Origin of the sequence: Marinobacter persicus (assembly GCF_900114155.1) — a bacterium.
Lineage (GTDB): Bacteria > Pseudomonadota > Gammaproteobacteria > Pseudomonadales > Oleiphilaceae > Marinobacter > Marinobacter persicus.
In genome coordinates this window covers 249,925-269,856 of the sequence record NZ_FOSC01000002.1, presented here as the reverse complement: position 1 = coordinate 269,856, position 19,932 = coordinate 249,925, and the positions used below count along the sequence as shown (strand labels likewise).

Annotated in this window: 23 protein-coding genes, 1 other RNA gene and 1 pseudogene; 11 read left to right on the top strand and 14 right to left on the bottom strand. The window is 55.2% G+C overall.

Annotation, left to right across the window (positions count from 1 at the left end; genetic code table 11):
* Positions 1–8: 8 nt before the first annotated feature.
* The 3 genes from dnaJ to grpE form a co-directional block, all read right to left on the bottom strand.
* Positions 9–1,139, bottom strand: a complete 1,131-nt coding sequence (gene dnaJ, locus BMZ63_RS03260) for a molecular chaperone DnaJ (RefSeq protein ID WP_091701583.1) — start codon at positions 1,137–1,139, stop codon at positions 9–11.
* Between the two features lie 78 nt (positions 1,140–1,217).
* Positions 1,218–3,146: a molecular chaperone DnaK gene (gene dnaK, locus BMZ63_RS03255; RefSeq protein ID WP_091701580.1), complete on the bottom strand. Its 1,929-nt coding sequence runs from the start codon at positions 3,144–3,146 to the stop codon at positions 1,218–1,220.
* Between the two features lie 91 nt (positions 3,147–3,237).
* Positions 3,238–3,837 carry a nucleotide exchange factor GrpE gene (grpE, locus tag BMZ63_RS03250; protein WP_091701578.1) on the bottom strand — a complete coding sequence of 200 codons (600 nt, stop codon included), beginning with the start codon at positions 3,835–3,837 and terminating at the stop codon, positions 3,238–3,240.
* A gap of 240 nt (positions 3,838–4,077) precedes the next feature.
* On the opposite strand from grpE, the gene recN reads away from it, so the two are divergent.
* Positions 4,078–5,757 (top strand): DNA repair protein RecN, encoded by a 1,680-nt coding sequence (recN, locus tag BMZ63_RS03240; RefSeq protein WP_091701573.1) that lies wholly within the window; start codon positions 4,078–4,080, stop codon positions 5,755–5,757.
* Positions 5,758–5,833: 76 nt separating this feature from the next.
* Here recN and fur read toward each other — a convergent pair whose 3' ends face one another.
* A complete protein-coding gene (gene fur / locus BMZ63_RS03235; RefSeq protein ID WP_091701570.1) occupies positions 5,834–6,253 on the bottom strand; it encodes a ferric iron uptake transcriptional regulator in 420 nt (139 codons plus the stop codon).
* A gap of 120 nt (positions 6,254–6,373) precedes the next feature.
* Here fur and BMZ63_RS03230 point away from each other — a divergent pair, with 120 nt between their 5' ends.
* Positions 6,374–6,706 (top strand): outer membrane protein assembly factor BamE, encoded by a 333-nt coding sequence (locus tag BMZ63_RS03230; protein WP_091701567.1) that lies wholly within the window; start codon positions 6,374–6,376, stop codon positions 6,704–6,706.
* Positions 6,707–6,709: 3 nt separating this feature from the next.
* Here the strand turns inward: BMZ63_RS03230 and BMZ63_RS03225 are convergent, their stop codons facing one another.
* Genes BMZ63_RS03225 through BMZ63_RS03215 form a run of 3 tightly spaced genes read right to left on the bottom strand, consistent with a single transcriptional unit; the run spans position 6,710 to position 8,961 of the window.
* A complete protein-coding gene (locus BMZ63_RS03225) occupies positions 6,710–6,988 on the bottom strand; it encodes an RnfH family protein (RefSeq protein WP_091701565.1) in 279 nt (92 codons plus the stop codon).
* Complete coding sequence (locus BMZ63_RS03220; RefSeq protein WP_091701851.1) at positions 6,988–7,434, bottom strand: type II toxin-antitoxin system RatA family toxin; 447 nt, start codon at positions 7,432–7,434, stop codon at positions 6,988–6,990. Before BMZ63_RS03220 ends, BMZ63_RS03225 begins: the two co-directional genes overlap by 1 nt.
* A gap of 36 nt (positions 7,435–7,470) precedes the next feature.
* On the bottom strand, positions 7,471–8,961 hold the full coding sequence (locus BMZ63_RS03215; protein ID WP_091701562.1) for a sodium-dependent transporter: 1,491 nt from the start codon (positions 8,959–8,961) through the stop codon (positions 7,471–7,473).
* Between the two features lie 143 nt (positions 8,962–9,104).
* Here BMZ63_RS03215 and smpB point away from each other — a divergent pair, with 143 nt between their 5' ends.
* Together smpB and ssrA are read left to right on the top strand one after the other, a co-directional pair.
* Positions 9,105–9,584 carry an SsrA-binding protein SmpB gene (gene smpB, locus BMZ63_RS03210; RefSeq protein WP_091701559.1) on the top strand — a complete coding sequence of 160 codons (480 nt, stop codon included), beginning with the start codon at positions 9,105–9,107 and terminating at the stop codon, positions 9,582–9,584.
* Between the two features lie 75 nt (positions 9,585–9,659).
* Positions 9,660–10,023, top strand: a transfer-messenger RNA (tmRNA) gene (ssrA, locus tag BMZ63_RS03205).
* A gap of 11 nt (positions 10,024–10,034) precedes the next feature.
* Here ssrA and BMZ63_RS03200 read toward each other — a convergent pair.
* Genes BMZ63_RS03200 through BMZ63_RS03190 form a run of 3 tightly spaced genes read right to left on the bottom strand, consistent with a single transcriptional unit; the run spans position 10,035 to position 11,559 of the window.
* A complete protein-coding gene (locus tag BMZ63_RS03200; RefSeq protein WP_091701556.1) occupies positions 10,035–11,084 on the bottom strand; it encodes a tyrosine-type recombinase/integrase in 1,050 nt (349 codons plus the stop codon).
* Positions 11,081–11,359, bottom strand: coding sequence for a hypothetical protein (locus tag BMZ63_RS03195; RefSeq protein WP_091701553.1), 279 nt, complete (start codon positions 11,357–11,359; stop codon positions 11,081–11,083). Before BMZ63_RS03195 ends, BMZ63_RS03200 begins: the two co-directional genes overlap by 4 nt.
* Complete coding sequence (locus BMZ63_RS03190) at positions 11,356–11,559, bottom strand: hypothetical protein (RefSeq protein WP_091701551.1); 204 nt, start codon at positions 11,557–11,559, stop codon at positions 11,356–11,358. Before BMZ63_RS03190 ends, BMZ63_RS03195 begins: the two co-directional genes overlap by 4 nt.
* Positions 11,560–11,675: 116 nt before the next feature.
* On the opposite strand from BMZ63_RS03190, the gene BMZ63_RS03185 reads away from it, so the two are divergent.
* The 4 genes from BMZ63_RS03185 to BMZ63_RS14830 all read left to right on the top strand — a co-directional run bounded on the left by BMZ63_RS03185 (position 11,676) and on the right by BMZ63_RS14830 (position 13,566).
* Positions 11,676–11,942: a DNA-binding protein gene (locus BMZ63_RS03185; RefSeq protein WP_091701548.1), complete on the top strand. Its 267-nt coding sequence runs from the start codon at positions 11,676–11,678 to the stop codon at positions 11,940–11,942.
* 294 nt (positions 11,943–12,236) lie between these two features.
* Complete coding sequence (locus tag BMZ63_RS15290; protein WP_091701546.1) at positions 12,237–12,554, top strand: DUF4258 domain-containing protein; 318 nt, start codon at positions 12,237–12,239, stop codon at positions 12,552–12,554.
* Between the two features lie 17 nt (positions 12,555–12,571).
* Entirely contained in the window at positions 12,572–13,114 is a 543-nt protein-coding gene (locus BMZ63_RS03175; protein ID WP_177187015.1) for a type II TA system antitoxin MqsA family protein, read from the top strand.
* A gap of 14 nt (positions 13,115–13,128) precedes the next feature.
* Positions 13,129–13,566: a hypothetical protein gene (locus BMZ63_RS14830; RefSeq protein ID WP_143072188.1), complete on the top strand. Its 438-nt coding sequence runs from the start codon at positions 13,129–13,131 to the stop codon at positions 13,564–13,566.
* Between the two features lie 242 nt (positions 13,567–13,808).
* Here the strand turns inward: BMZ63_RS14830 and BMZ63_RS03170 are convergent, their stop codons facing one another.
* The 3 genes and pseudogenes from BMZ63_RS03170 to BMZ63_RS15325 all read right to left on the bottom strand — a co-directional run.
* Positions 13,809–14,219, bottom strand: coding sequence for a hypothetical protein (locus BMZ63_RS03170; protein WP_091701541.1), 411 nt, complete (start codon positions 14,217–14,219; stop codon positions 13,809–13,811).
* Between the two features lie 35 nt (positions 14,220–14,254).
* Entirely contained in the window at positions 14,255–14,521 is a 267-nt protein-coding gene (locus BMZ63_RS15330) for an HNH endonuclease (RefSeq protein ID WP_483406811.1), read from the bottom strand.
* 150 nt (positions 14,522–14,671) lie between these two features.
* Positions 14,672–15,115, bottom strand: a pseudogene (locus BMZ63_RS15325) (SRA domain-containing endonuclease); the annotation flags it as partial.
* A 68-nt stretch (positions 15,116–15,183) separates the two neighbouring features.
* Between BMZ63_RS15325 and BMZ63_RS03160 the strand changes: the two are divergent.
* From BMZ63_RS03160 to BMZ63_RS03150, 3 genes are all read left to right on the top strand, one after another.
* Entirely contained in the window at positions 15,184–15,987 is an 804-nt protein-coding gene (locus tag BMZ63_RS03160) for a hypothetical protein (protein ID WP_091701535.1), read from the top strand.
* Between the two features lie 225 nt (positions 15,988–16,212).
* A complete protein-coding gene (locus BMZ63_RS03155; RefSeq protein ID WP_091701533.1) occupies positions 16,213–16,821 on the top strand; it encodes an exopolysaccharide biosynthesis protein in 609 nt (202 codons plus the stop codon).
* A gap of 137 nt (positions 16,822–16,958) precedes the next feature.
* Positions 16,959–17,849 carry a chemotaxis protein gene (locus BMZ63_RS03150; protein WP_091701530.1) on the top strand — a complete coding sequence of 297 codons (891 nt, stop codon included), beginning with the start codon at positions 16,959–16,961 and terminating at the stop codon, positions 17,847–17,849.
* A 30-nt stretch (positions 17,850–17,879) separates the two neighbouring features.
* On the opposite strand, the gene BMZ63_RS03145 is transcribed toward BMZ63_RS03150, so the two are convergent.
* Complete coding sequence (locus BMZ63_RS03145) at positions 17,880–19,904, bottom strand: hypothetical protein (protein WP_091701527.1); 2,025 nt, start codon at positions 19,902–19,904, stop codon at positions 17,880–17,882.
* Positions 19,905–19,932: the final 28 nt, after the last annotated feature.

Below are 19,932 nucleotides of genomic sequence, written 5' to 3'. Positions count from 1 at the left end.
TTCGGCCCTCAGAATTTCATTTCGTCGAAGAAGTTTTTCACACCCTCAAACCAGGAGGTTTTCTTGGGGGCGTGGTTATTGCCGTTATTGCCATCCAGCGTTTTCTGGAATTCTTCCATCAATTCCTTCTGACGCTTGGTCAGGTTGACTGGCGTTTCGACGATCACTCGGCACAGCAGGTCGCCGGCCGGGCCACCACGTACCGGGCTGACGCCCTTATTGCGCAGGCGGAACAGTTTGCCGGTCTGGGTTTCGGGCGGAATTTTCAGCTTCACGCGGCCATCCAGAGTCGGCACTTCGAGTTCACCTCCCAGCGTGGCGTCAACGATGCTGATGGGTACTTCGCAATACAGGTTGCGGCCATCACGGGTGAAGATGGAGTGTTCGCGCACGGCCACCTGCACGTACAGATCGCCCGGCGGCCCACCATCAACACCCATTTCGCCTTCACCAGACAGCCGGATGCGATCACCGGTATCAACACCCGGCGGCACTTTCACCGACAGGGTCTTCTCCTGGCGCACACGGCCCTGACCGTTGCATTTTCTGCATGGATTCTTGATGATCTGGCCGGCACCGCCACAGGTCGGACACGCCTGTTGCACGGTGAAAAAGCCTTGCTGCATGCGTACCTGGCCCATGCCCTTGCAGGTGCCGCAGGTTTCCACGCCGGAGCCTTTCTCCGCGCCGCTGCCATCGCAGGAATCGCATTCTTTGTGGCCCGGGATGGTGATTTCGACGTTCTTGCCTTTGACGGCTTCTTCCAGGTCCAGCTCCAGGGTGTAACGCAGATCGGCACCGCGGGTGCTGCGGCCACGACCGCCGCCACCGAAGATATCGCCGAACACATCCCCGAAGATGTCGGAGAAGCTGGCACCACCGCCGCCAAAGCCACCGCCAGCACCGGCCTGGCCATCCACGCCGGCGTGACCGAACTGGTCATACGCTGCACGCTTGTTGGCATCCGCCAGCACTTCGTAAGCCTCACTGGCCTCTTTAAACTTGGCTTCGGATTCTTTGTCGTCCGGGTTGCGGTCCGGATGGTACTTCATCGCAAGCTTGCGATAAGCCTTTTTGATTTCCTTCTCGTCCGCTCCCCGGGAGACCCCGAGTACTTCGTAATAATCGCGCTTGGCCATGCTGTAAAACCCTGTTGCTATAACGAGGAAAACGCGGGCCTCGGCCCGCGCTTTCCAACTACCTGATGTACCTCGGAATTACTTCTTGTCGTCGTCTTTAACTTCTTCGAACTCAGCGTCGACGGCGTCATCAGCACTCTGGGCCTGGCCTTCTTCCTGGCCGCCAGCCTGCTGCGCCTGATCAGCGCCCTGTTCCGCGTACATCTTCTGGGCCAGCTCGGAAGAGGCTTCGGACAGCTTCTGGGTCTTGGCTTCGATGTCGTCCTTGTCGGAGCCTTCCAGCGCTTCTTCCAGTTCCTTGATCGCTGTTTCGATAGACTCTTTCTCGCTATCGCTGGCCTTGTCGCCGGCTTCGTCCAGAGTCTTGCGTACCGCGTGCACCATGGCGTCGCCCTGGTTGCGGGCCTGCACCAGCTCTTCGAACTTGCGATCTTCCTCGGCGTTCGCCTCGGCGTCCTGAACCATCTTTTCGATTTCGTCATCGTTCAGGCCGGAAGAAGCCTTGATCACGATGGACTGCTCCTTGCCAGTCGCCTTGTCTTTGGCGGACACGTTCAGGATACCGTTAGCATCAATATCGAAGGTCACTTCGATCTGCGGCACACCGCGCGCTGCCGGCGGAATGTCTGCCAGGTCGAAACGGCCCAGCGACTTGTTCTGGGACGCCTGCTTACGCTCACCCTGGACTACGTGAATGGTCACGGCAGTCTGGTTGTCTTCGGCCGTCGAGAAGGTCTGCGACTTCTTGGTCGGGATCGTGGTGTTCTTCTCGATCAGCGGCGTGGCTACGCCACCCATGGTTTCGATACCCAGGGTCAGCGGGGTTACGTCCAGCAGCAGGACGTCTTTCACGTCACCGGAGAGTACCGCACCCTGGATGGCCGCACCGATGGCAACCGCTTCGTCCGGGTTCACATCCTTACGCGGCTCTTTTCCGAAGAACTCTTTCACCTTTTGCTGTACCAGCGGCATACGGGTCTGGCCGCCCACCAGGATAACCTCGTCCACCTCGGACGCACTCAGGCCGGAATCTTTCAGGGCCATCTTGCACGGCTCAAGACTGCGCTGAACCAGCTCTTCCACCAGTGACTCGAGCTTGGCACGGGTCAGCTTGACGTTCATGTGCTTTGGACCGGTCTGATCGGCCGTGATGTACGGCAGGTTCACGTCGGTCTGCTGGCTGCTGGACAGCTCGATTTTCGCCTTCTCGCCGGCTTCCTTCAGGCGCTGCATGGCCAGGGAATCGCCGCGCAGGTCGATGCCGCTGTCTTTCTTGAACTGGTCCGCCAGGTATTCGATGATTTTCAGGTCAAAGTCTTCACCACCCAGGAAGGTGTCACCGTTGGTGGCCAGTACTTCGAACTGGTGCTCACCGTCCACATCGGCGATTTCGATGATGGACAGGTCAAAGGTACCACCGCCCAGGTCGTAAACCGCCACGGTGCGGTCGCCGCTCTGCTTGTCCATGCCATAGGCCAGGGCCGCAGCGGTCGGCTCGTTGATGATGCGCTTCACTTCCAGACCGGCGATCTTGCCGGCGTCTTTGGTGGCCTGACGCTGGCTGTCGTTGAAGTAGGCCGGCACGGTGATAACCGCTTCGGTCACTTTCTCGCCCAGATAATCTTCTGCGGTTTTCTTCATTTTCTTCAGAACTTCCGCAGACACCTGGGGAGGCGCCATTTTCTGGCCTTTAACCTCAACCCATGCATCGCCGTTGTCGGCTTTGGCAATCTTGTAGGGCACCATCTTGATGTCTTTCTGAACCACGTCGTCTTCAAAACGACGGCCGATCAGGCGCTTGATGGCGTACAGGGTGTTGTCCGGGTTAGTCACCGCCTGGCGCTTGGCCGACTGGCCTACCAGGGTTTCACCGTCGTCGGTGTAGGCGATGATCGACGGGGTGGTGCGATCACCCTCGGCGTTTTCGATAACCTTGACCTTGTCACCATCCATGATGGCCACACAGGAGTTGGTCGTACCCAGGTCGATACCGATAATCTTGCTCATTGAATCACTCCAATTCTTCTGAATTCCTGCCCGAAGCATTTCACTTCGGCAATTTCTGTTTAAAAGCTATATTGGCGCGCTAATCTGCTTTTCAAGCCTGCTCGTCGATTTTTGGGCTATCTTCAGCCTTCGCCACCATAACCATGGCCGGACGAACAACACGACCATTCAACAAATAGCCTTTCTGCACCACGGCCACCACACTGTTGGGCTCGGCATTCGGCGCCGGAACCATCGACATGGCTTCGTGCTGCTGCGGGTCAAACGGCTCACCCACCGGGTCCAGCTGCTCGACATTGAACTTGGCCAGACTCTTTCTGAACAGATCCAGAGTCATCTCGACACCCTCGCGGATGGAGGTCACCATTTCACTGGCGTCCTGCTGGCCTTCCGTACTTTCGACGGCCTTTTCCAGACTGTCCGCCACCGGCAGCAATTCCTTGACGAATTTCTCCAGGGCGAACTTGTGGGCCTTTTCCACATCGATTTCCGCGCGGCGGCGCACGTTCTGCATTTCCGCCTGGACTCGCAGAACCTGCTCCTGCTGCTCCTGCAGCTGAGCCTGCAACGACTCTACTTCCGACATTTCCGGCTCTGCCGACTGCTCGGCCGCGACATTCTCCTCGGCCGCCGCCTCGGTTGCTTCGTTCTGCTCGTCTACCTGTTCACTGCGCTTTTCGTCCGCACTCATGACTACTCCTGATACCTGATCTCACGGCCCGCCAGGGACCGCTCACTGAATGAGTCCTGCCCTTGCAAGACAGGAGAAACGACTTTGCGAACGGATATGGGGCCCGTGCCACGGGTTTCAACCTTATCGACAACATTCTTTGAGGTTTTTCCATCCCCGAATTTGCAAACAGCAAAAACCCTGTATATATTCACAGTCACTGTATACAACCACAGTATCAAGACGAGCGGAGGTCCAGGCATGCTCACGGAACTGACGGTTTCCAACTACGCCATCGCCGAGAAGGTGGAGCTGAATTTCAACAAGGGTATGACAGCCCTGACCGGCGAAACCGGCGCTGGCAAGTCCATTGTTCTTGACGCCCTGGGCCTGGCCATGGGCGGCCGGGCTGATGCCGGCACCGTGCGCCATGGCGCCAAGCGCGCCGACATCACCGCCAGCTTCGACATTTCCCGCATCCCCGAAGCCCGCCAATGGCTTGAAGCCCACGAACTGGATGATCCGGACCACTGCATTTTACGACGCACCATCAGCAAGGAAGGCCGGTCCCGGGCATTTATCAACGGCCAACCCTGCCCGCTCTCACAACTCAAAGAGCTGGGGGGCATGTTGATGGACATCCACAGTCAGCACCAGCATCAGTCGTTGTTGCGCAAAGAAACCCACCGCAAACTGCTGGACGAATTTGCCGGCGCCGAAGCTCTTCTTGAGCAAACCCGTGCCGCCTGGAAAACCTGGCACCAGACTCGCCAGAAACTGGAGCAACGCCGACAGAATGCCGATGAAGCCGAGGCCCGCATCCAGCTTTTGCGTTATCAGGTGGAAGAGCTTGACCGCCTTGCCCTTGAGGCCGGAGAGCAAGAGGCACTGGAACGGGAGCAGGAACAGCTCGCCCAGGCAGACACCGTTTTGCATGGCAGCCATCAGGCCGCCATGCTCTGTACCGAGGACGAGACCAGCGCGGCTGGCCTGATTCGCCAGGCTCTGCAACAACTCGAACAACTGCCGGTAGAGGTTCCGGCACTCAGCGACACCCTGCAAATGCTCAGTGAAGCCGAAATCCAGATTTCCGAGGCGGGCGACAACCTTCGGCGCTTTGTGGACGATTACGAGGCCGACCCGGCCCGCCTTGCCGAAGTGGAAGAACGGCTGAGCGCCATCTACCAGATGGCTCGCAAACACCGGATTACACCCGAGCAGTTGCCCGAGTTCCATCAGTCACTCACTGACGAGCTGGCAGAGCTGGACGGCGGCGAAGGTAGCCTGGAACGGCTGGAGGCCGAGCTGGCCGAACAGCGGGCATCCTTCAACGAACTTGCCCATCAGCTCACTGAAAAGCGCCAGCAGGCGGCGGTGGACCTGGATCAGCGCATCGCCGAAGAACTGGGTCAGCTAAGCATGCCTTCGGTGCAGTTTGTCACCCACCTGAACCGCAACGCCGGAGGCGAACCCGCACCCCACGGGCTGGAAGATATTGAGTTTCTGGTCAGCGCCAACCCGGGCCAGCCAGCACGCCCGCTTGCCAAGGTCGCTTCCGGTGGCGAACTGTCACGCATCAGTCTGGCCATTCAGGTGGTGGTGGCACAAACCTCAACCACCCCCACCCTCGTATTTGACGAAGTGGATGTCGGTATTGGCGGCGGCACGGCAGAAGTGGTTGGCCGGCTGCTGAGATCCCTCGGTGAAAACGGTCAGGTTTTGTGCGTTACTCACCTGGCCCAGGTCGCGGCACAATCGCACCAGCACTTGTTTGTCAGCAAATTTACCGAAGCGGAAGCCACGTACTCACGGATTGAGGCGCTGGACGATCAGGGAAGAATTGATGAAGTGGCGAGAATGCTCGGCGGCATGGATATGACCAAACAAACCATGGCCCACGCAAAAGAAATGTTCGTAAAGGGCCAGGCGACCCATCATTAAAGGCAACAGGCCTTCACTAACCCCTTCTCTTCGTTGCGAAGAGTTTGCGGAGCCCGGCTGACCGGGCTCCGCTTTTTTACTTCTTGCCGGAGCGGATCGGCTTTACATACAGAATCAGGCTGTGATCAACAATTTCATAGCCATGCTCTTCTGCTATTTTTCTCTGACGCTCTTCAATAACGTCATCAACAAACTCGACCACCTCACCGGTCTCGGTGCAGACCATGTGGTCGTGATGATCGTCTCCGGCCATTTCAAACACGGCATGGCCACCTTCAAAGTTGTGCCGGAGCACCAGGCCTGCCGCTTCAAACTGCGTCAGCACCCGGTAAACGGTTGCCAGACCCACGTCATCTCCCTGGTCAAGCAGCTTCTTGTACACATCTTCAGCGCTGAGGTGATGCTCTTCCGCGTTCTCCAGAATATTGAAGATTTTGACTCGCGGCAGAGTGACCTTCAGACCGACTTTTCGTAATTCGGTGTTTTCAGATGACATGTTACCATTCGCTCTTTGGTGTGCCTCGCGGCTTCGGGTATGATGAGGCCGCTGTTCAACGGTTTACCGTTTCACTCCTGCCCAGGCAGGCGACGTCAAGATAGAGGATTTCCCCCGGCGATGCAAAAGCTCACCGCTATCGTTTTCATAAGCATTTTATTCTTGTCTGGCTGCTCGTTTCCGGGCGTCTACAAAATCAATGTCCAGCAAGGCAACATTGTCACCGACGCCGAACTGGCGCAACTTGCCGAAGGCATGCCGAAAAGCCAGGTACGTGCCATTCTGGGCACTCCACTGGTGTCGAATCCGGTGGATTCATCCAGGGACTATTATGTGTACACCTTCCAGCGCCGGGGTGGCGACATCGAAGAACAGCGCATCGTTGTTCATTACGACGACGAGCAATACAGCCACCACGAAGCGAAACTACTGGAAGAAACCCCGGCGTACTGACACTCACCCCTTCTTTTTGGCCCGGTTCAACCGGGCCTGCTTGGGGTCAATTTTCAGTGGTCGGTACAATTCCACCCGGTCACCCTCGCGCAGTGTCTGCTCCCCCGGCTTTTTCACCACCTTGCCGAAAATGCCCATATCGATCTGCTCCAGATCGATCTCCGGGAACATGTCCACTATGCCTGACAATCTTGCGGCCTCTACCAGCGTTGTCCCCTCCGGAACCTGCAGGCGGATAATCCGCTGCTTGTCGGGCCGGGCGTAGGCTACTTCCACTTCCATCAGCCCTGCCCCCGACCGTAAACTTCGTCTGCCCGCTTGCAGAAAGCATCAACCATGGCATTGGCCACATACTTGAACACGGGACCGAAAGCCATGCGGGACAACGAACCCGAGAATTCAAAATTAAGAGTCAGCACCACCTTGCAGGCGTTGTCATCCAGTGGATGAAAATGCCAGCAACCATTCAAGCGCTTGAACGGACCGTCCGCCAACTGCATCTCGATCCGTTCCGGCTCAACGACCCGGTTACGGGTAGTAAACCAATGATGCATACCTCCCTTGGAAATCTCCAATGACGCCCTGCGCTGCCCTTCTCCCTCTTCATGGACTTCCGCGCCCGTACACCAGGGCAGAAACTCGGGATATCGGTCGATATCGTTAACCAGCCGGAACATCTGTTCTGCCGAATGCATGACAAGTGCGCTTTTATCAATCTGGTGAGCCATCAGAACCGGGACCCTAATTTGGTACAACACAAGCAATCATGGCTGCTCATCATACCGGATTCTGCCCTCCATTGGCTCGTTTTGCGCTCCCGCTCCTTCGACTTCAGCGGGATCGCCACCGCACCAGATGGAAGCATTTCCGTTTTCGCAAACATCCGCCAGCGAAAATACCGTGTATTGCAGGCCAATCAGAGCCACGGCCACCGGCACCACGAGCTTTAGTGCCCAATACCAGTATCGATGGACGGCGGGCACCGCACGCCCCAGAAGATCACCCGCATAGCGACGACTAATGCACCAGCCGGTAAACAGGGCCAGCATGATCCCGGCAAGCGGAACCAGCACCCCGCCCGCCAACAACTCAACCCAGCGGAAAGGCGACACTCCGCCCGGGTGGTAACCGGTCCAGAGGTTGAAAGAGAACAGCGAGACCAGCCCCGCCAGCCAGACACCCGTGCCGACCAACAGCACAGACATCCGGCGAGGTGCACCGGCCCATTCGCGCAACCAGCCGATCACGGGCTCAAACAGTGCCAAAGCAGTCGTCCAGACAACCAGCATCACCATTAAAAAGACGGCAGCCGTCACCAACTGCCCATAGGGCAACTGGGCCAGGGTTACCGGCAGGGAAACGAACAGGAGACTGAACCCCCGCTCAGACTCCAGGCCGGCCCGGGTCAGTGCGAACATCATGATACCGGCAACTATCGCCACCAGTGTATCGGTAAGCACAACCGCCAGCACCGAGCGCTTCAGGCGGGTACCCGGGGCCGCATAGGCCCCGAAAATGGTCCAGACACCCATGCCCAGCCCGAGGGTATAAAACGCGTGGAAAAAAGCGGCTCGCAGGCTGTCCAGCCCCAACTGCTCAGGCCTGGCCTCAAGCACCCGGGAAGCGCCGGAGCCCAGCTGACCATACCAGGCCGCCAGCACAAACAAGGTGACCATAAGAAGCAGCATGAGTGGCACCAGAAAGCGCACGGAACGCTCAACCCCTCTTACCACTCCACGTCCGGAGACCAGCAAAAGCAGCAACAGGAAGAAAAAATGCCAGGCCATCAATTCACGATAGTTACCGGGATTGGCCACCAGATCGGCAAAAACAGCCGAGGCCTGCGCTTCTGTTGCGCCCCGCAACTGCCCTGCCGCTCCGATAAAGACATAGGCGAGCACAATTCCGCCAAAAACAACAGTGAATGACAGCACCAAAAACGCGGCAACAATACTGACCGGACCAAGCACACGCCAGGCCGGATGACTGCCAGCGGTTTTCACATAACCACTGATGGCCAGCACAATACCGTGCCGGGAATGCCGGCCGAACACGGTTTCAGTCACCATCAGAGGCAGGGTCACCAACAGCAGGCAGGCCAGATACAGGACAATAAACAAGCCGCCGCCGTGCCGGCTGGCCAGATAGGGAAACTGCCACAGGTTCGCCAGGCCCACGGTGGCACCCACCGCCGCCCAGAAGAAGGTTGATTTACGGGTAAACGACCCGATAGATGTCTGATACTTGCGTGGCATTCCGGCCCCTGGCATCCATGAGCCCGTTATTGTAGCCGAACCACGGCAACACCGTTAATGGCTGCCCAGCGACACCGTGACCCGCCACGCCGTACTGGGCTACAATAGCCGATTCACCATTCTTCCGATCCCGGACAGGATTCATGAGCAAGAAGAAGAAAGCACCAAGCAGTAACACCATTGCCCTGAATAAAAAGGCGAAACACGAGTATCACATCGAGGAACGCTTCGAGGCGGGCCTGTCGCTACTCGGCTGGGAAGTCAAATCCCTTCGGGCCGGCAAAGCCCAGCTGGTGGATGCCTACGTGCTTCTGAAAAACGGCGAAGCCTGGCTGCTCGGAGCCCATATCACCCCGCTGATCACCGCCTCCACCCATGTGATAGCGGACCCGACCCGGACCCGGAAACTGCTTCTGCACGCCAAGGAAATTGCCAAGATCATCGGCAAGGTAAACCAGACCGGCCACACCTGCGTGCCGCTGGCCCTCTACTGGAAAGGCAACAAGGTAAAGTGCGAGATCGCCCTGGTGAAAGGCAAGAAACAACACGACAAACGAGCCGCCGAAAAGGAAAAGGATTGGAACCGCCAGAAACAGCGCATTCTGCGGGAAGTGAACCAGTAATCCGGACCGGTAGGTACAAGCCACTCGTTTACTACTTGAAGTTGATCAAACGATACCCATATACTGAAGACAAGAGGGGACGACATGGCTTCGACGCCGGTGACGAACCCTTGGGTGCATGTCGAGATGGCAGCGAATCTCGTAAATCCAAAGCTGCTTTAAAATAGTCGCAAACGACGAAAACTACGCACTGGCAGCGTAAGCTGCCGGTCGTCCTGGCTGGGGCGCCTATAACCCAGTAGCAACATCCCAGGACGTCATCGCTTATAGGCTGCTCCGTTAGTCAGAGCTCACTGTCTAACGGCTAAGATTAAAGAGCTCGGTTCTTGCACCCTGACTCTCGGGTCGCTTGAACTTAAAACAATAGAGAGACACTAAGCATGTAGACCTCAAGGCTGAGTGCTGGCGGACGCGGGTTCAATTCCCGCCGTCTCCACCAAACACCACGAATTAAGCCCCTGACTTCAGGGGCTTTTTTCGTTTCTGGCCTTCCGTTTTTTCTTCAGGTGTCAACGAAACGTCAACGGAACACATGGGGTTCAGGGTTACCGCTTCCTCCAGGTGGTCCGGTGCCAGGTGCGCGTATCGCATGGTCATGGCAATCGACGAATGGCCCAGGATCTTTTGAAGGGCCAGAATGTTGCCGCCATTCATCATGAAGTGGCTGGCGAACGTGTGCCGGAGTATATGGGCGCACTGACCGTCGGGTAACTGGATGCCGGTCCGATCGACGGCGCGGCGAAACGCTGAAATGGTCGACGTGCCGAAACTGCCCCACTCTTCCAGATGTTCTTTGAGTTCCAGGTAAAACGCTTTGGATATTGGCACTGATCGTTTTTTGCCAGACTTGGTTTGATCGTAAGTCACGCGATATGGCTTTAACCTGGCAAGCGTAAGCCCTTCGGCTTCGGACCACCTGGCGCCAGTTTCCAGGGAAAGGCGCGTTACCAGGTAAACGTGTGGATTCTTTGAGCCCTGCCGAATCTCCTGGAGGATTTGCTTTATCTGCCCCAGTTCCAGGTAACCCATTTCCCGCTCCGGGATGCTGATTGGCCGGACGTGTTTATAGAGCTGCCCTGGCAGAGCCCCCACGGTCATGAGCTGTTCACTACGCAGTACCACCGAGCGCGGCATGTAGCCTTTGACGCTTCTGAAATACTCCAGATAGGTGTCCAGCTTGGCGCGAATCTTCAGGGACTTCGGGTTGTTATTGAATTGAACGGCTTCGCCTTCGACGGGCGGCTGTTCGACGCAAGGAGAGACAAAAGACCAGCCAGCCGCACCGTTTTCGCTGTCACCGCCCACGGCCATCCACTGACGACCTGAAGCACTTACAGCAATGGTGCCCGGCGCGACCATGCAGGCGGGGCCGAGGCGGTCAGCAGATGCAACAAGCTTTTTCCCGTCGAAGAACCAGAAACCAGGAACCTTGCACCCACCGTTTTGCCGAAGCTCAACAAAGAGCTTTACGGACTTGCCACATTCGTTCAGGACTTTCATGCCGCCACCTTCAATACGTTGCAGGCCTGCCCTACTGCCCAGGCGTGAAAGTCTTTGGCACCGGAGGCGCAGAATTCGTCCACCCGGTCCAGGCTGTCGCGTACGTCGTTTACCAGTTGGCAATCAACGCCCACGAACGCGCTTTTCATGCCGATCAACTTGGCGCAGTAAAAGTGATGGTCATTGAAGTTGCGTTCTGCCCATGCGAGGCAGGCTCTTTCGGCCAGTTCGCAAATGGAGGATTGCTTCAGCTTGCGGACCTGTTCGTTGATCATTGCCAGTCCTCCTGATCCAGTGCCTGTTGAGACAGGGCGGCAATGTTCACCATGCGAACGCGGCCAATCTTGATGAACGCCAGATGACCTTTTTCGATCTGGCCCCTTACCTGCCCTTCCGTGAGGCCGGTCAGCTGGGCGTAGCGCTCCTGCGTCATGACCGGCGTTGCTATCAGGATGATTTGCTTTTGCTCGTCCACTGTTCTGCACTCTGCTACACTGTTTTCCACAAAATCACTCTGTAACAAACGCTAAGTACTGAGTACTTAATGCTTGCTCTAGCAGAGCGAGTATATTTTACTATTTTAAGATAACTATGATCAGAGATCGGATAATAGAAATCTTCGATACCCTAGATCTGACATCAAAAAAGATGGAGGAACTGACCGGGATCGACCGGTACAAGTGGGGCAATATCCGGGGAAGGAAGCAGAAGGTGAACGAGGACTACCTGGAAGCACTAAACCAAGTCTTTCCTCAGCTCTCCTATTGGATAATGACGGGAAAGACCATACCGGAGGTGGGCCAGATCAGCCCGGAGATGGAGAAAGCTCGTTCAGAGAACAGCCTGAAAATAGGATAGGTTTCCGCTTGGCAGCTCGGATCGTCAAGGCATGGCAAGGGAGCCGGGAAAGGGAACGATAACAAGAACAGGGAAATGATTAAGGTGTCTAGAGCTCAAAAGCAGAAACCAAAAATCATATTTTTCAATAATTTACACTACGCTCAAGCTAACATTTAGCCCAACCCTTCGGTGCGATAGGGAAATTCAACCAACTATGCCTCGACTTTTTTTAACATAGCGTTAAAATGGCACCCCCTTTAACAAACCGTTAAAGTCCGCTTGACGAGGCTGTGAATATGAACCAGCATTGATATGAGCAGCACAGTTCTAAAAAATCCTCTGGACTACAGTGAGGCGACGACTTTAATCAATGAGTACGCATGGTCGGATCGCCTTACCCTTAACCTTGTCGACCACGCGATCGACAGAATGGACGAAAGAGGAATATGCGAAGACTACGTACTAGAAACCTTAAGAAATGGGGAAGTTGTTGACCATCGGGAGCACACCAACAAAAAAGGACTAACGACTTACCGTTATAGAGTCCTTTACAAAACAAGGTGGGGAGAAACGGTAGCTATAACAATCATCCCTGCCGAAGATGAGTTAACTGTCATAACAGAATGGTAGATAAAGAGAGGCGCTTTATGTTTTGCAAAGTTTGCGGCTCCGATGATGTAACAATCGAAAAAAAATCCCTCAAGCTTAATCGCTTAGGCCTAAAAAATATTGTTATTAGAAACATCGAACATATTTCCTGTGAGGACTGCGGACACACCGCTCAATCACTGCCCAAGTACAATCTCATGATGAAGCAGGTAAGAATTAGCCTTGCATCATCCAACCGACCACTCTCGGGCAAGGAGTTTGCTTTTCTCAGAGAGAAGTTAGGGCTAAGCGGTCTCCAAGCTGCAAAAGAGCTTGGAGTATCTAACGTATCTATTTCACGCTGGGAAAAAGAGCACAATGACCTTTCGCCCATGGCCGACAGACTAATAAGAGCTCTTACACTTGAAGAGCTAAACAGCGTAAAGCTGCAAAACGTTCTTTCTCGAATAAGTAAAAATGAACCACAAGAAATATATATAGATGCCGACGACTTCAAAGATGTTGCCACATTTAAGCATACCAGTGGTTATAGGTTTGGACGCAGCAAAAAACCGGCTTGGGTTGTCACAAAAGTTTCTTAGTTTAGAGGAAAGAAATGTCAGAACATGATAAAAGCAAATCAGATGCTTTTGCTCATTGCGCTACAATTTTAAGTATCGACTTGCTAAAAAATAGTTTTGAATGCTTTCCGAGCAACGCTGACCCACGTGGTGGATCTCTCGAAATAAGTATAAACTCACACCACGACCACTTTAGTGAAGACAAAGATCATAGATATACAGTGGAATTTGACATTGAAGTAAATGGATTCAATGACGAAAAAGAAAGTGTATTTGAGCTGAACTCAAAATTTCTACTGATTTATGATCTAGAACAATGCGCGTCATGCTGGGAAGAAGAAGAAAGAGAATATTTTAAGAACAGAAACGCAGTACTACATGCGTGGCCTTATATCCGAGAGCATGTAGATAGAATTACAAACAGCTCACCTATCCCTCGAGCAATACTGCCGCTCTATCCTTTAGGCAAGTAAAGCACTTTAATGCATAGATAAAGATTTATTTTCCAATACAAAACTTGAAGCAGGCCTCTCCCTGAGGTCACACCACTATGCAGGTGTCGCGCTCGCCAAGACATCCTGTCAGCACTGAGCCCCGGTCGTCCTGACCAGCGGGCTCAACTCATAACCTACAGGGCTCAGCCGCGATTTTTAGAGGCAATATCTTCAGTTTACGTAAGAAATTTCGCACAAAGACGCCACAACAGCATGGGACTCTACTGCTGCAGTTCCCTCAAGCTCTTTCGGTACCGAATACACGCCATTTCCATGAAGCCTTCATTTTGACGAGTAGCATCCTTCTGGTACTCAGCCCGCCAGAACTCACACATCTTTTTATTGGTTTGTACTGCACTGGCTGAAGTGGTTGGCTTTGAGCGTTCCGTTGCCGACGGCTGTTCAGGCTCTTTTGCCGGGGTCGGCGTTCTCTCCACAACACCAAACTGGGGTGAAATATCACCTCCGGTAACGGAAGACATCTCGTCCTGGAATTGCTCAAAGTGGCTTTTTAGTGACGCCATTTGATGATCAAGGTAAGCCGACCAGATAGCCAGAGTTACCACCGAGATGATTACCCAGGCAGTAAGGATAGCGGCCAGAACTGCAGAATAGATTTTTAGCCAAGACATTATTCATTCCTTGAAACTAGGCCATGCACCGTAAATCAGGCCGGTCCAAATGAAGCCTCTTTCTCAGCAATGTGAGCAAGAAGCTGTTTGTTAATTACCTGCTTGTTTTCCGCATGGTGTGCGGCTCTATGGCAATTCGGGCAGATGGCCGCCACATGGTCCTGCCGATCGGGGCCGCCGTCGGATAACCGCAGAATATGGTGCACTTCCAAAAACGGTTCACCGTTAGAGCTGGTGAAAAGGGCGGGCGTATCGCAGTTTTCGCAAACACCATCAGCTCGGCGCCGGGCATAGGCTTTCACGGCTGCACTTCTCTGGAAAACCTGTTTCTTTACGTTCGTTGTCGCGGTCGGTTCGGTAGTCTGCCGGTCGTTATAGGCGCGATTTCGGAGCTCTGCTAATGATGTTTCTGTTTGCTGGTCTTCTGTGCTGGTAGTGCTAAAGTCCTCAATCGGCAAAAGATGAAACACGATCGCTTGCCGCATTTCCTTGTTGGTATCAGGTGCTTCCCGGTACTCGTAGCCTGAGTAGACGAAGCTACCCATGAATCGAACTGAACCGTCGTGGCGGAGCTTTTCAAAAAGCAGGAGTTCCTTGCCGTTTTTCAGGTGATCCCTGATCGCTTTGTTGCCGGACGAAAAGGTCATTGGTCCGACCTGGCCTTCACCGAAGTAGTTGAAGACTCCATCTTATGTCCAGCCGTCTTCATAGCCGTGCTGGCTTCCGGCCGAACCGGTAAAGGCAAAAATGACAGGGTGAGCTTTGGGGGTGGATATGCCGCCTTGCTGTTGCCCTCCGAATACGGAGTGAATGTCTTTGCGGCGTTTGTAGACCTGACCTGGCTGGAAGTTAAAGATAGCGGCTCTCCTTTTCCGAATGGAAGACGATGACGGCATTGGCCGAACTACCGTAGACTACACCGACACGTATCATTAGGAAACTGATTAACAAGGGATTGCCACCAATGGCAGAGAATGCAACAGAGCAAGATCACAAAAACTTCATGAATTGGCTAGGAGGACTGTTTGCTATAAACGTTGTCCTAGCAGCGACTTTCCTAGTTCTATACTCCCAGCATTTTAATGGTGATATCACAAAAGACCATACCCAATGGGCGGAATTTGGGGATTTCGTGGGAGGGTCGGTCGGCGCTCTAGTCTCCTTAACAGGCCTGCTTGCTCTTTTGTTGACGATTGGAATCCAGAGCAAAGCGTTAAGAATCTCAAAGGAAGAATTGCAATTAACACGCCAAGAAGTAGCAAAGGCTAGTGCTGCCGCGGAGGCTCAAGTTCAACACTTCGATTCACAGGCAAAAATCGATGACATTGTTGCTTCCATTAAAGAAATAGAGCAAGAAATAAAGTTAAGAAAAGACGACACCTTGGTTGCCTATGACGAGAAATATGGGGATTTCTTAGAAATACCATTAGAGGCATTTTTGGAAAAGTGGCCTCAATCCATCGCCTTCCTTCATCCAGGTTTTGACCTATCTAGTAGGTCAATGTTCATTAATAGTAGGAACGAAGAACTGGGACACCTATTCAAACTCCTATTTGACCAAATCATGACACTAAAAACATTCCCAACCGCTACAAATCGTTATCGGGTTTTCATTAGTAAGCACCTGGAAACTTTTTTCTGTCTCAGCAAAGCTGATGCACTACCTTTTGAGTGGAAGAATTCCCTAGATAAAGAAAGCCAGCAATTCCTCGAAACGTACGAAAATACGCTCGCTTATTTTCGGCTACTGCTGAAAGAGGCGCCCTAACTCCAGTGTCAACAAAGTGTCAACGCCGGTGCGGTTTTGTGTGGCTTACTGTGTTACGGTATTTTTTTAACTCCCTGATTTGTGAGGCTCTGTGGTTTGGTGTGGTGCTGCAAAAGCCTTAGACGCCGGGTTCAATTCCCGCCGTCTCCACCAAACAACCAGAAAAAGCCCCTGATTTCAGGGGCTTTTTTCGTTTATGACCCACCCAATCCCGAGCCACGGCACATGAGTCACGCTCCTCACCAGGCAAAAGATCCGGGCAACCTTCAAGAGCTCCTCGAGCGCATTCACAGCCACTCAGAGTCCCGGGCGCAGGTTTCGGTGCACGACATACTGCTTGCCGTTGGCGAACGTTCGTTCGGGCCGGTGGTGCTGGTGGCCGGGCTGATCATCGTGGCGCCACTGATTGGTGACATTCCCGGCGTACCCACCCTGATGGCACTGCTGGTATTGTTGACGCTGGGGCAGCGCCTGTTCCAGCGCCACACCATCTGGTTGCCGGGCAAACTGGCCAGACGCTCATTATCCCGGGACAAACTTTTACGGGGATTACGCTGGGCAAGGCGGCCTGCCGCCTTCGTCGATCGCTGGACCAGGCCTCGTCTGCCCTGGCTGGTCAGTGGAGTAGGCCAATACCTGATGGCCATCGTATGTATGGCTGTTGCGCTCGCCACGCCATTGATGGAGCTGATCCCGTTCAGCGCCACTGGCGGCGGGCTGGCGCTTGCGGCTTTTGGCCTGTCAATCGTTGCCAAAGACGGCTTACTGGCTTTGATTGCCCTGGCGGTTACCGGTGGCACCGGCTGGTTTATCCTTGCCAACCTGCCCTGGTGAGCATGGCCTTCATGTCGCCGGCAAAGCTGCTACTATAAGCAGGGTGTGTGGCCAGACCGGCCGGCATCCTGATACATTTATCGGTTTTCCAGTTACCGGACAGGCGCTTACGCCTGCCAACGTGCAAGGATATGTTTATGTCGAGCAAAGCGAAACAGACCCAGAAACTCCTGCTGTTCCGCCTGTTCGGATCGCGCCTGTTTGGCCTTGGCACTCTCAAGATCCGGGAAATACTGCCCCTGCAGAAGCTGACTCACCTGCCCCAGAGTCACCATGCAGTGATCGGCACCGCAACCTTCCGGGGGTCGGCCGTGCCGGTTATTGATATGGCGGCGGCGGTGGGCTATCCGGCCATGTCCCGGGAAGAGCAGCAGGAAGGCTCGATCATCATCACCGACATCCAGCGCCGGGAAATTGGTTTTATGGTGCGCAGCGTGAACCGCATCATCGAAACCGACTGGAAAACGGTAATGCCGCCACCCAGGGCCCTGGGCACCAACGCGTTCATCACCGGCCTGCTGGATATAGACGGCGATATCATTCAGTTGCTGGACGTGGAGCTGCTTCTGGCGAAGGTGTATCCCGAGTCGGTCGATGCCCGCGAGGTATTGCTCTCACCCATGGAAATCGAAACCCTGCGGAATCTGAACATCCTGCTGGTGGATGACTCCATGGTGGCACGCAAGCAGCTATCAGATGTGCTGGATGCCAAGGATATTTCCTACCATGTCACCACCAATGGCGACGAAGCGATGCAGGTGCTGGTGAGAGAACACGAGCTGGGACAGCCGATTGACATCCTGGTCAGCGATATTGAAATGCCAGGCCTGGACGGTTACGAACTGACGTTCAACATCCGCGACAATAAAAGCCTCAAACAGCCGTACATCATTCTGCACACCTCCCTGAACAGTGAGATGAGCCTGAGTTACGCCAACCAGGTAGGAGCCAACGAGGCCCTGACCAAGTTCGATGCAGACGAGCTGCTGCACGCCATGCTCCGGGCCGCCGGCGAACACACCAGCTGATTCCTTCCAGACAGGCAGCGCCGTCCGGCTTCAGTCCGCGGCTCCTGGCTGCGCCTGCAGCCCCTGGGACGGCACTCGGTTTTTGCCCCAGCTTTGGTGTACCCGGGCAATGACCTGCTGCAACTCTTCCACGGGCACATCGGCCGGCTCACCACGCTCCAGCGGATCAAAATGGTAGATATACAGCCGTGAGGTGAACTGACCAAACGGCAGGGACGATTCGCCAAAACGCTCCCCATGCCCGGAAGTGCTGACGGTCACGCCATCACCCCAATTCTGGCCGCTGTCATTGTTGGGGTTAAAGAAGTACACCCGCATTTCCCCTTCCGGGTCCAGCGCGGCCCGCAAAATCGTGATGGCATGCCAGCCGATAAAGCGGGCGGCGCTGTCGGTGACCGCGATGCCCGCCGGTTGCGGATGAATCAGCGGCTGATTGCCGTTGTAATAAGGATGGTAAGACGCATAAAAGTGACGGATAAAGGTTTCCAGCTCTACCAGTTGGCCGGTTTCCACATCCACATTGATGGCAAACCCGCGCCCGGACGACCAGCCATGGAACTCCGGATTGACCCAGCGATGGGGATCTCCCTCCCGGCCCAGGCACAACCGGCCCATTTCGGCGTAGATCCGGTCCAGGTGCGGCACCACGACCAGCGAAACCGGATCAAGATCCAGGGTGACTTCGGGCGCAACGCCAGCTTGGCTCTCGGCGGAGGACACCGGCTGCCCTTCAAAGTGCATGATAATCTCGTTATCACGCACCGCCCAGGCCACCATCTGCAGCAGATAATCCGGGTCATTGTAGGCCCACATGGACAACGCCCTGGCCGATTGGCAGGTGGGGTTGTTGCCTTGCCCAACACCCAGCGGCTGGCCGAGCACATTCAGTACCCCCTGCAGCAGCCAGGCAGCGGGCTGGGGCTGGTAGCCGAAGGCCAACTGCAGGCGCTCGCGGGCCTCCGGGCACAATGACAGACGAATCTGCCGCCACAGGGCAGGTGCGACCGGCGGCTGATAAAGGATCCCCCGCTCCAGAAGCAGGGCCAGGCCATAAATGCCCTGACAGGTCTCCGGGAACACCGCCTCACGCAAAAGTGTTTGCACCAGTTCCCGATAACACAACAGACAATCCCTGCCGGTACTGGAAAGACCGAGCGCCTCGGTGACCAGCGCTTCTTCCTCCTCAAGAACAAAGCGGATAAACACCGCATGATAGGGCGACACCAGGCCGGTATCGTGCATGGAGCGGGCAAAGCCGGTGGCTTCGTTATACAAGGCCAGGCTGTCCATGCTTTCCAGCCTTTGCTGATAGACCACGATGCCAGGATCTTCACTGCAGGCCCGGGTGGGGCCATACAGACTGGAAATCAAGCGGTCGGCACCAAGGCCGGCACCGCCCAGGTCCGTGCCCGGATCGGCCCGGCACAGGGCAATCTGGGTAATCATTTTGCGCACCGGTTCCACCTGAATCGGCCGCTGCTCCAGGATCCGCCAGATCTCCTCAATCAGGCTGTCAATCACCTGCTCGTAACCGATGTGACTGGCCACGTATTGAACCAGCCCCTGGCTGATCAGCGCCAGCTTGCCCTGCTCCCGTTCGGCTTCACCGGTCAGGCCGAACAACAAGCCCAGATTGATCGCGAGCACCTGGGTGAGATAGTGATGGGCCTGCTCCGCGGAAAAGCCATCATGCAGGTACTCACCCCGGGCAATCGCCAGCAGCCGAAGTTCGCTGAGCGCTTCAACAACCACGGTGTCGGCGTTCGGGCTTTGCAGCGACGAGGTAGTCAGGGCCGGCAGCAGAATGGACGGATCGGCCCAGTCGGTTCCCTCGAACACACCGGCCTGCTCCAGCCGCTCGGCCCGGGATTCAATCGCAGCCATACCTTCTGGCTGCTGAAGTACCCGTCGGATCACATCAAAAAGCCTGGGCAGCTTGCCGGCCCTGGCAAAAGGCCGGCTATCTTCCAGCGCCAGAATGGCATCGTCCAGCCTCGCCAATAGCTTGTCGAGGCTGACTGCCGGCACAGGGCCGGGCGGTTGCGGGTCGCTCACACTCAGGTCCTCAGGGCCTGAAACAGGC

What these genes read in the sequence shown, in the direction of transcription:
- dnaJ (WP_091701583.1), bottom strand. Translation starts at nt 1,139, where the DNA reads ATGGCCAAGCGCGATTATTACGAAGTACTCGGGGTCTCCCGGGGAGCG.
- dnaK (WP_091701580.1), bottom strand. Translation starts at nt 3,146, where the DNA reads ATGAGCAAGATTATCGGTATCGACCTGGGTACGACCAACTCCTGTGTG.
- grpE (WP_091701578.1), bottom strand. Translation starts at nt 3,837, where the DNA reads ATGAGTGCGGACGAAAAGCGCAGTGAACAGGTAGACGAGCAGAACGAA.
- recN (WP_091701573.1), top strand. Translation starts at nt 4,078, where the DNA reads ATGCTCACGGAACTGACGGTTTCCAACTACGCCATCGCCGAGAAGGTG.
- fur (WP_091701570.1), bottom strand. Translation starts at nt 6,253, where the DNA reads ATGTCATCTGAAAACACCGAATTACGAAAAGTCGGTCTGAAGGTCACT.
- BMZ63_RS03230 (WP_091701567.1), top strand. Translation starts at nt 6,374, where the DNA reads ATGCAAAAGCTCACCGCTATCGTTTTCATAAGCATTTTATTCTTGTCT.
- BMZ63_RS03225 (WP_091701565.1), bottom strand. Translation starts at nt 6,988, where the DNA reads ATGGAAGTGGAAGTAGCCTACGCCCGGCCCGACAAGCAGCGGATTATC.
- BMZ63_RS03220 (WP_091701851.1), bottom strand. Translation starts at nt 7,434, where the DNA reads ATGGCTCACCAGATTGATAAAAGCGCACTTGTCATGCATTCGGCAGAA.
- BMZ63_RS03215 (WP_091701562.1), bottom strand. Translation starts at nt 8,961, where the DNA reads ATGCCACGCAAGTATCAGACATCTATCGGGTCGTTTACCCGTAAATCA.
- smpB (WP_091701559.1), top strand. Translation starts at nt 9,105, where the DNA reads ATGAGCAAGAAGAAGAAAGCACCAAGCAGTAACACCATTGCCCTGAAT.
- BMZ63_RS03200 (WP_091701556.1), bottom strand. Translation starts at nt 11,084, where the DNA reads ATGAAAGTCCTGAACGAATGTGGCAAGTCCGTAAAGCTCTTTGTTGAG.
- BMZ63_RS03195 (WP_091701553.1), bottom strand. Translation starts at nt 11,359, where the DNA reads ATGATCAACGAACAGGTCCGCAAGCTGAAGCAATCCTCCATTTGCGAA.
- BMZ63_RS03185 (WP_091701548.1), top strand. Translation starts at nt 11,676, where the DNA reads ATGATCAGAGATCGGATAATAGAAATCTTCGATACCCTAGATCTGACA.
- BMZ63_RS15290 (WP_091701546.1), top strand. Translation starts at nt 12,237, where the DNA reads ATGAGCAGCACAGTTCTAAAAAATCCTCTGGACTACAGTGAGGCGACG.
- BMZ63_RS03175 (WP_177187015.1), top strand. Translation starts at nt 12,572, where the DNA reads ATGTTTTGCAAAGTTTGCGGCTCCGATGATGTAACAATCGAAAAAAAA.
- BMZ63_RS14830 (WP_143072188.1), top strand. Translation starts at nt 13,129, where the DNA reads ATGTCAGAACATGATAAAAGCAAATCAGATGCTTTTGCTCATTGCGCT.
- BMZ63_RS03170 (WP_091701541.1), bottom strand. Translation starts at nt 14,219, where the DNA reads ATGTCTTGGCTAAAAATCTATTCTGCAGTTCTGGCCGCTATCCTTACT.
- BMZ63_RS03160 (WP_091701535.1), top strand. Translation starts at nt 15,184, where the DNA reads ATGGCAGAGAATGCAACAGAGCAAGATCACAAAAACTTCATGAATTGG.
- BMZ63_RS03155 (WP_091701533.1), top strand. Translation starts at nt 16,213, where the DNA reads ATGAGTCACGCTCCTCACCAGGCAAAAGATCCGGGCAACCTTCAAGAG.
- BMZ63_RS03150 (WP_091701530.1), top strand. Translation starts at nt 16,959, where the DNA reads ATGTCGAGCAAAGCGAAACAGACCCAGAAACTCCTGCTGTTCCGCCTG.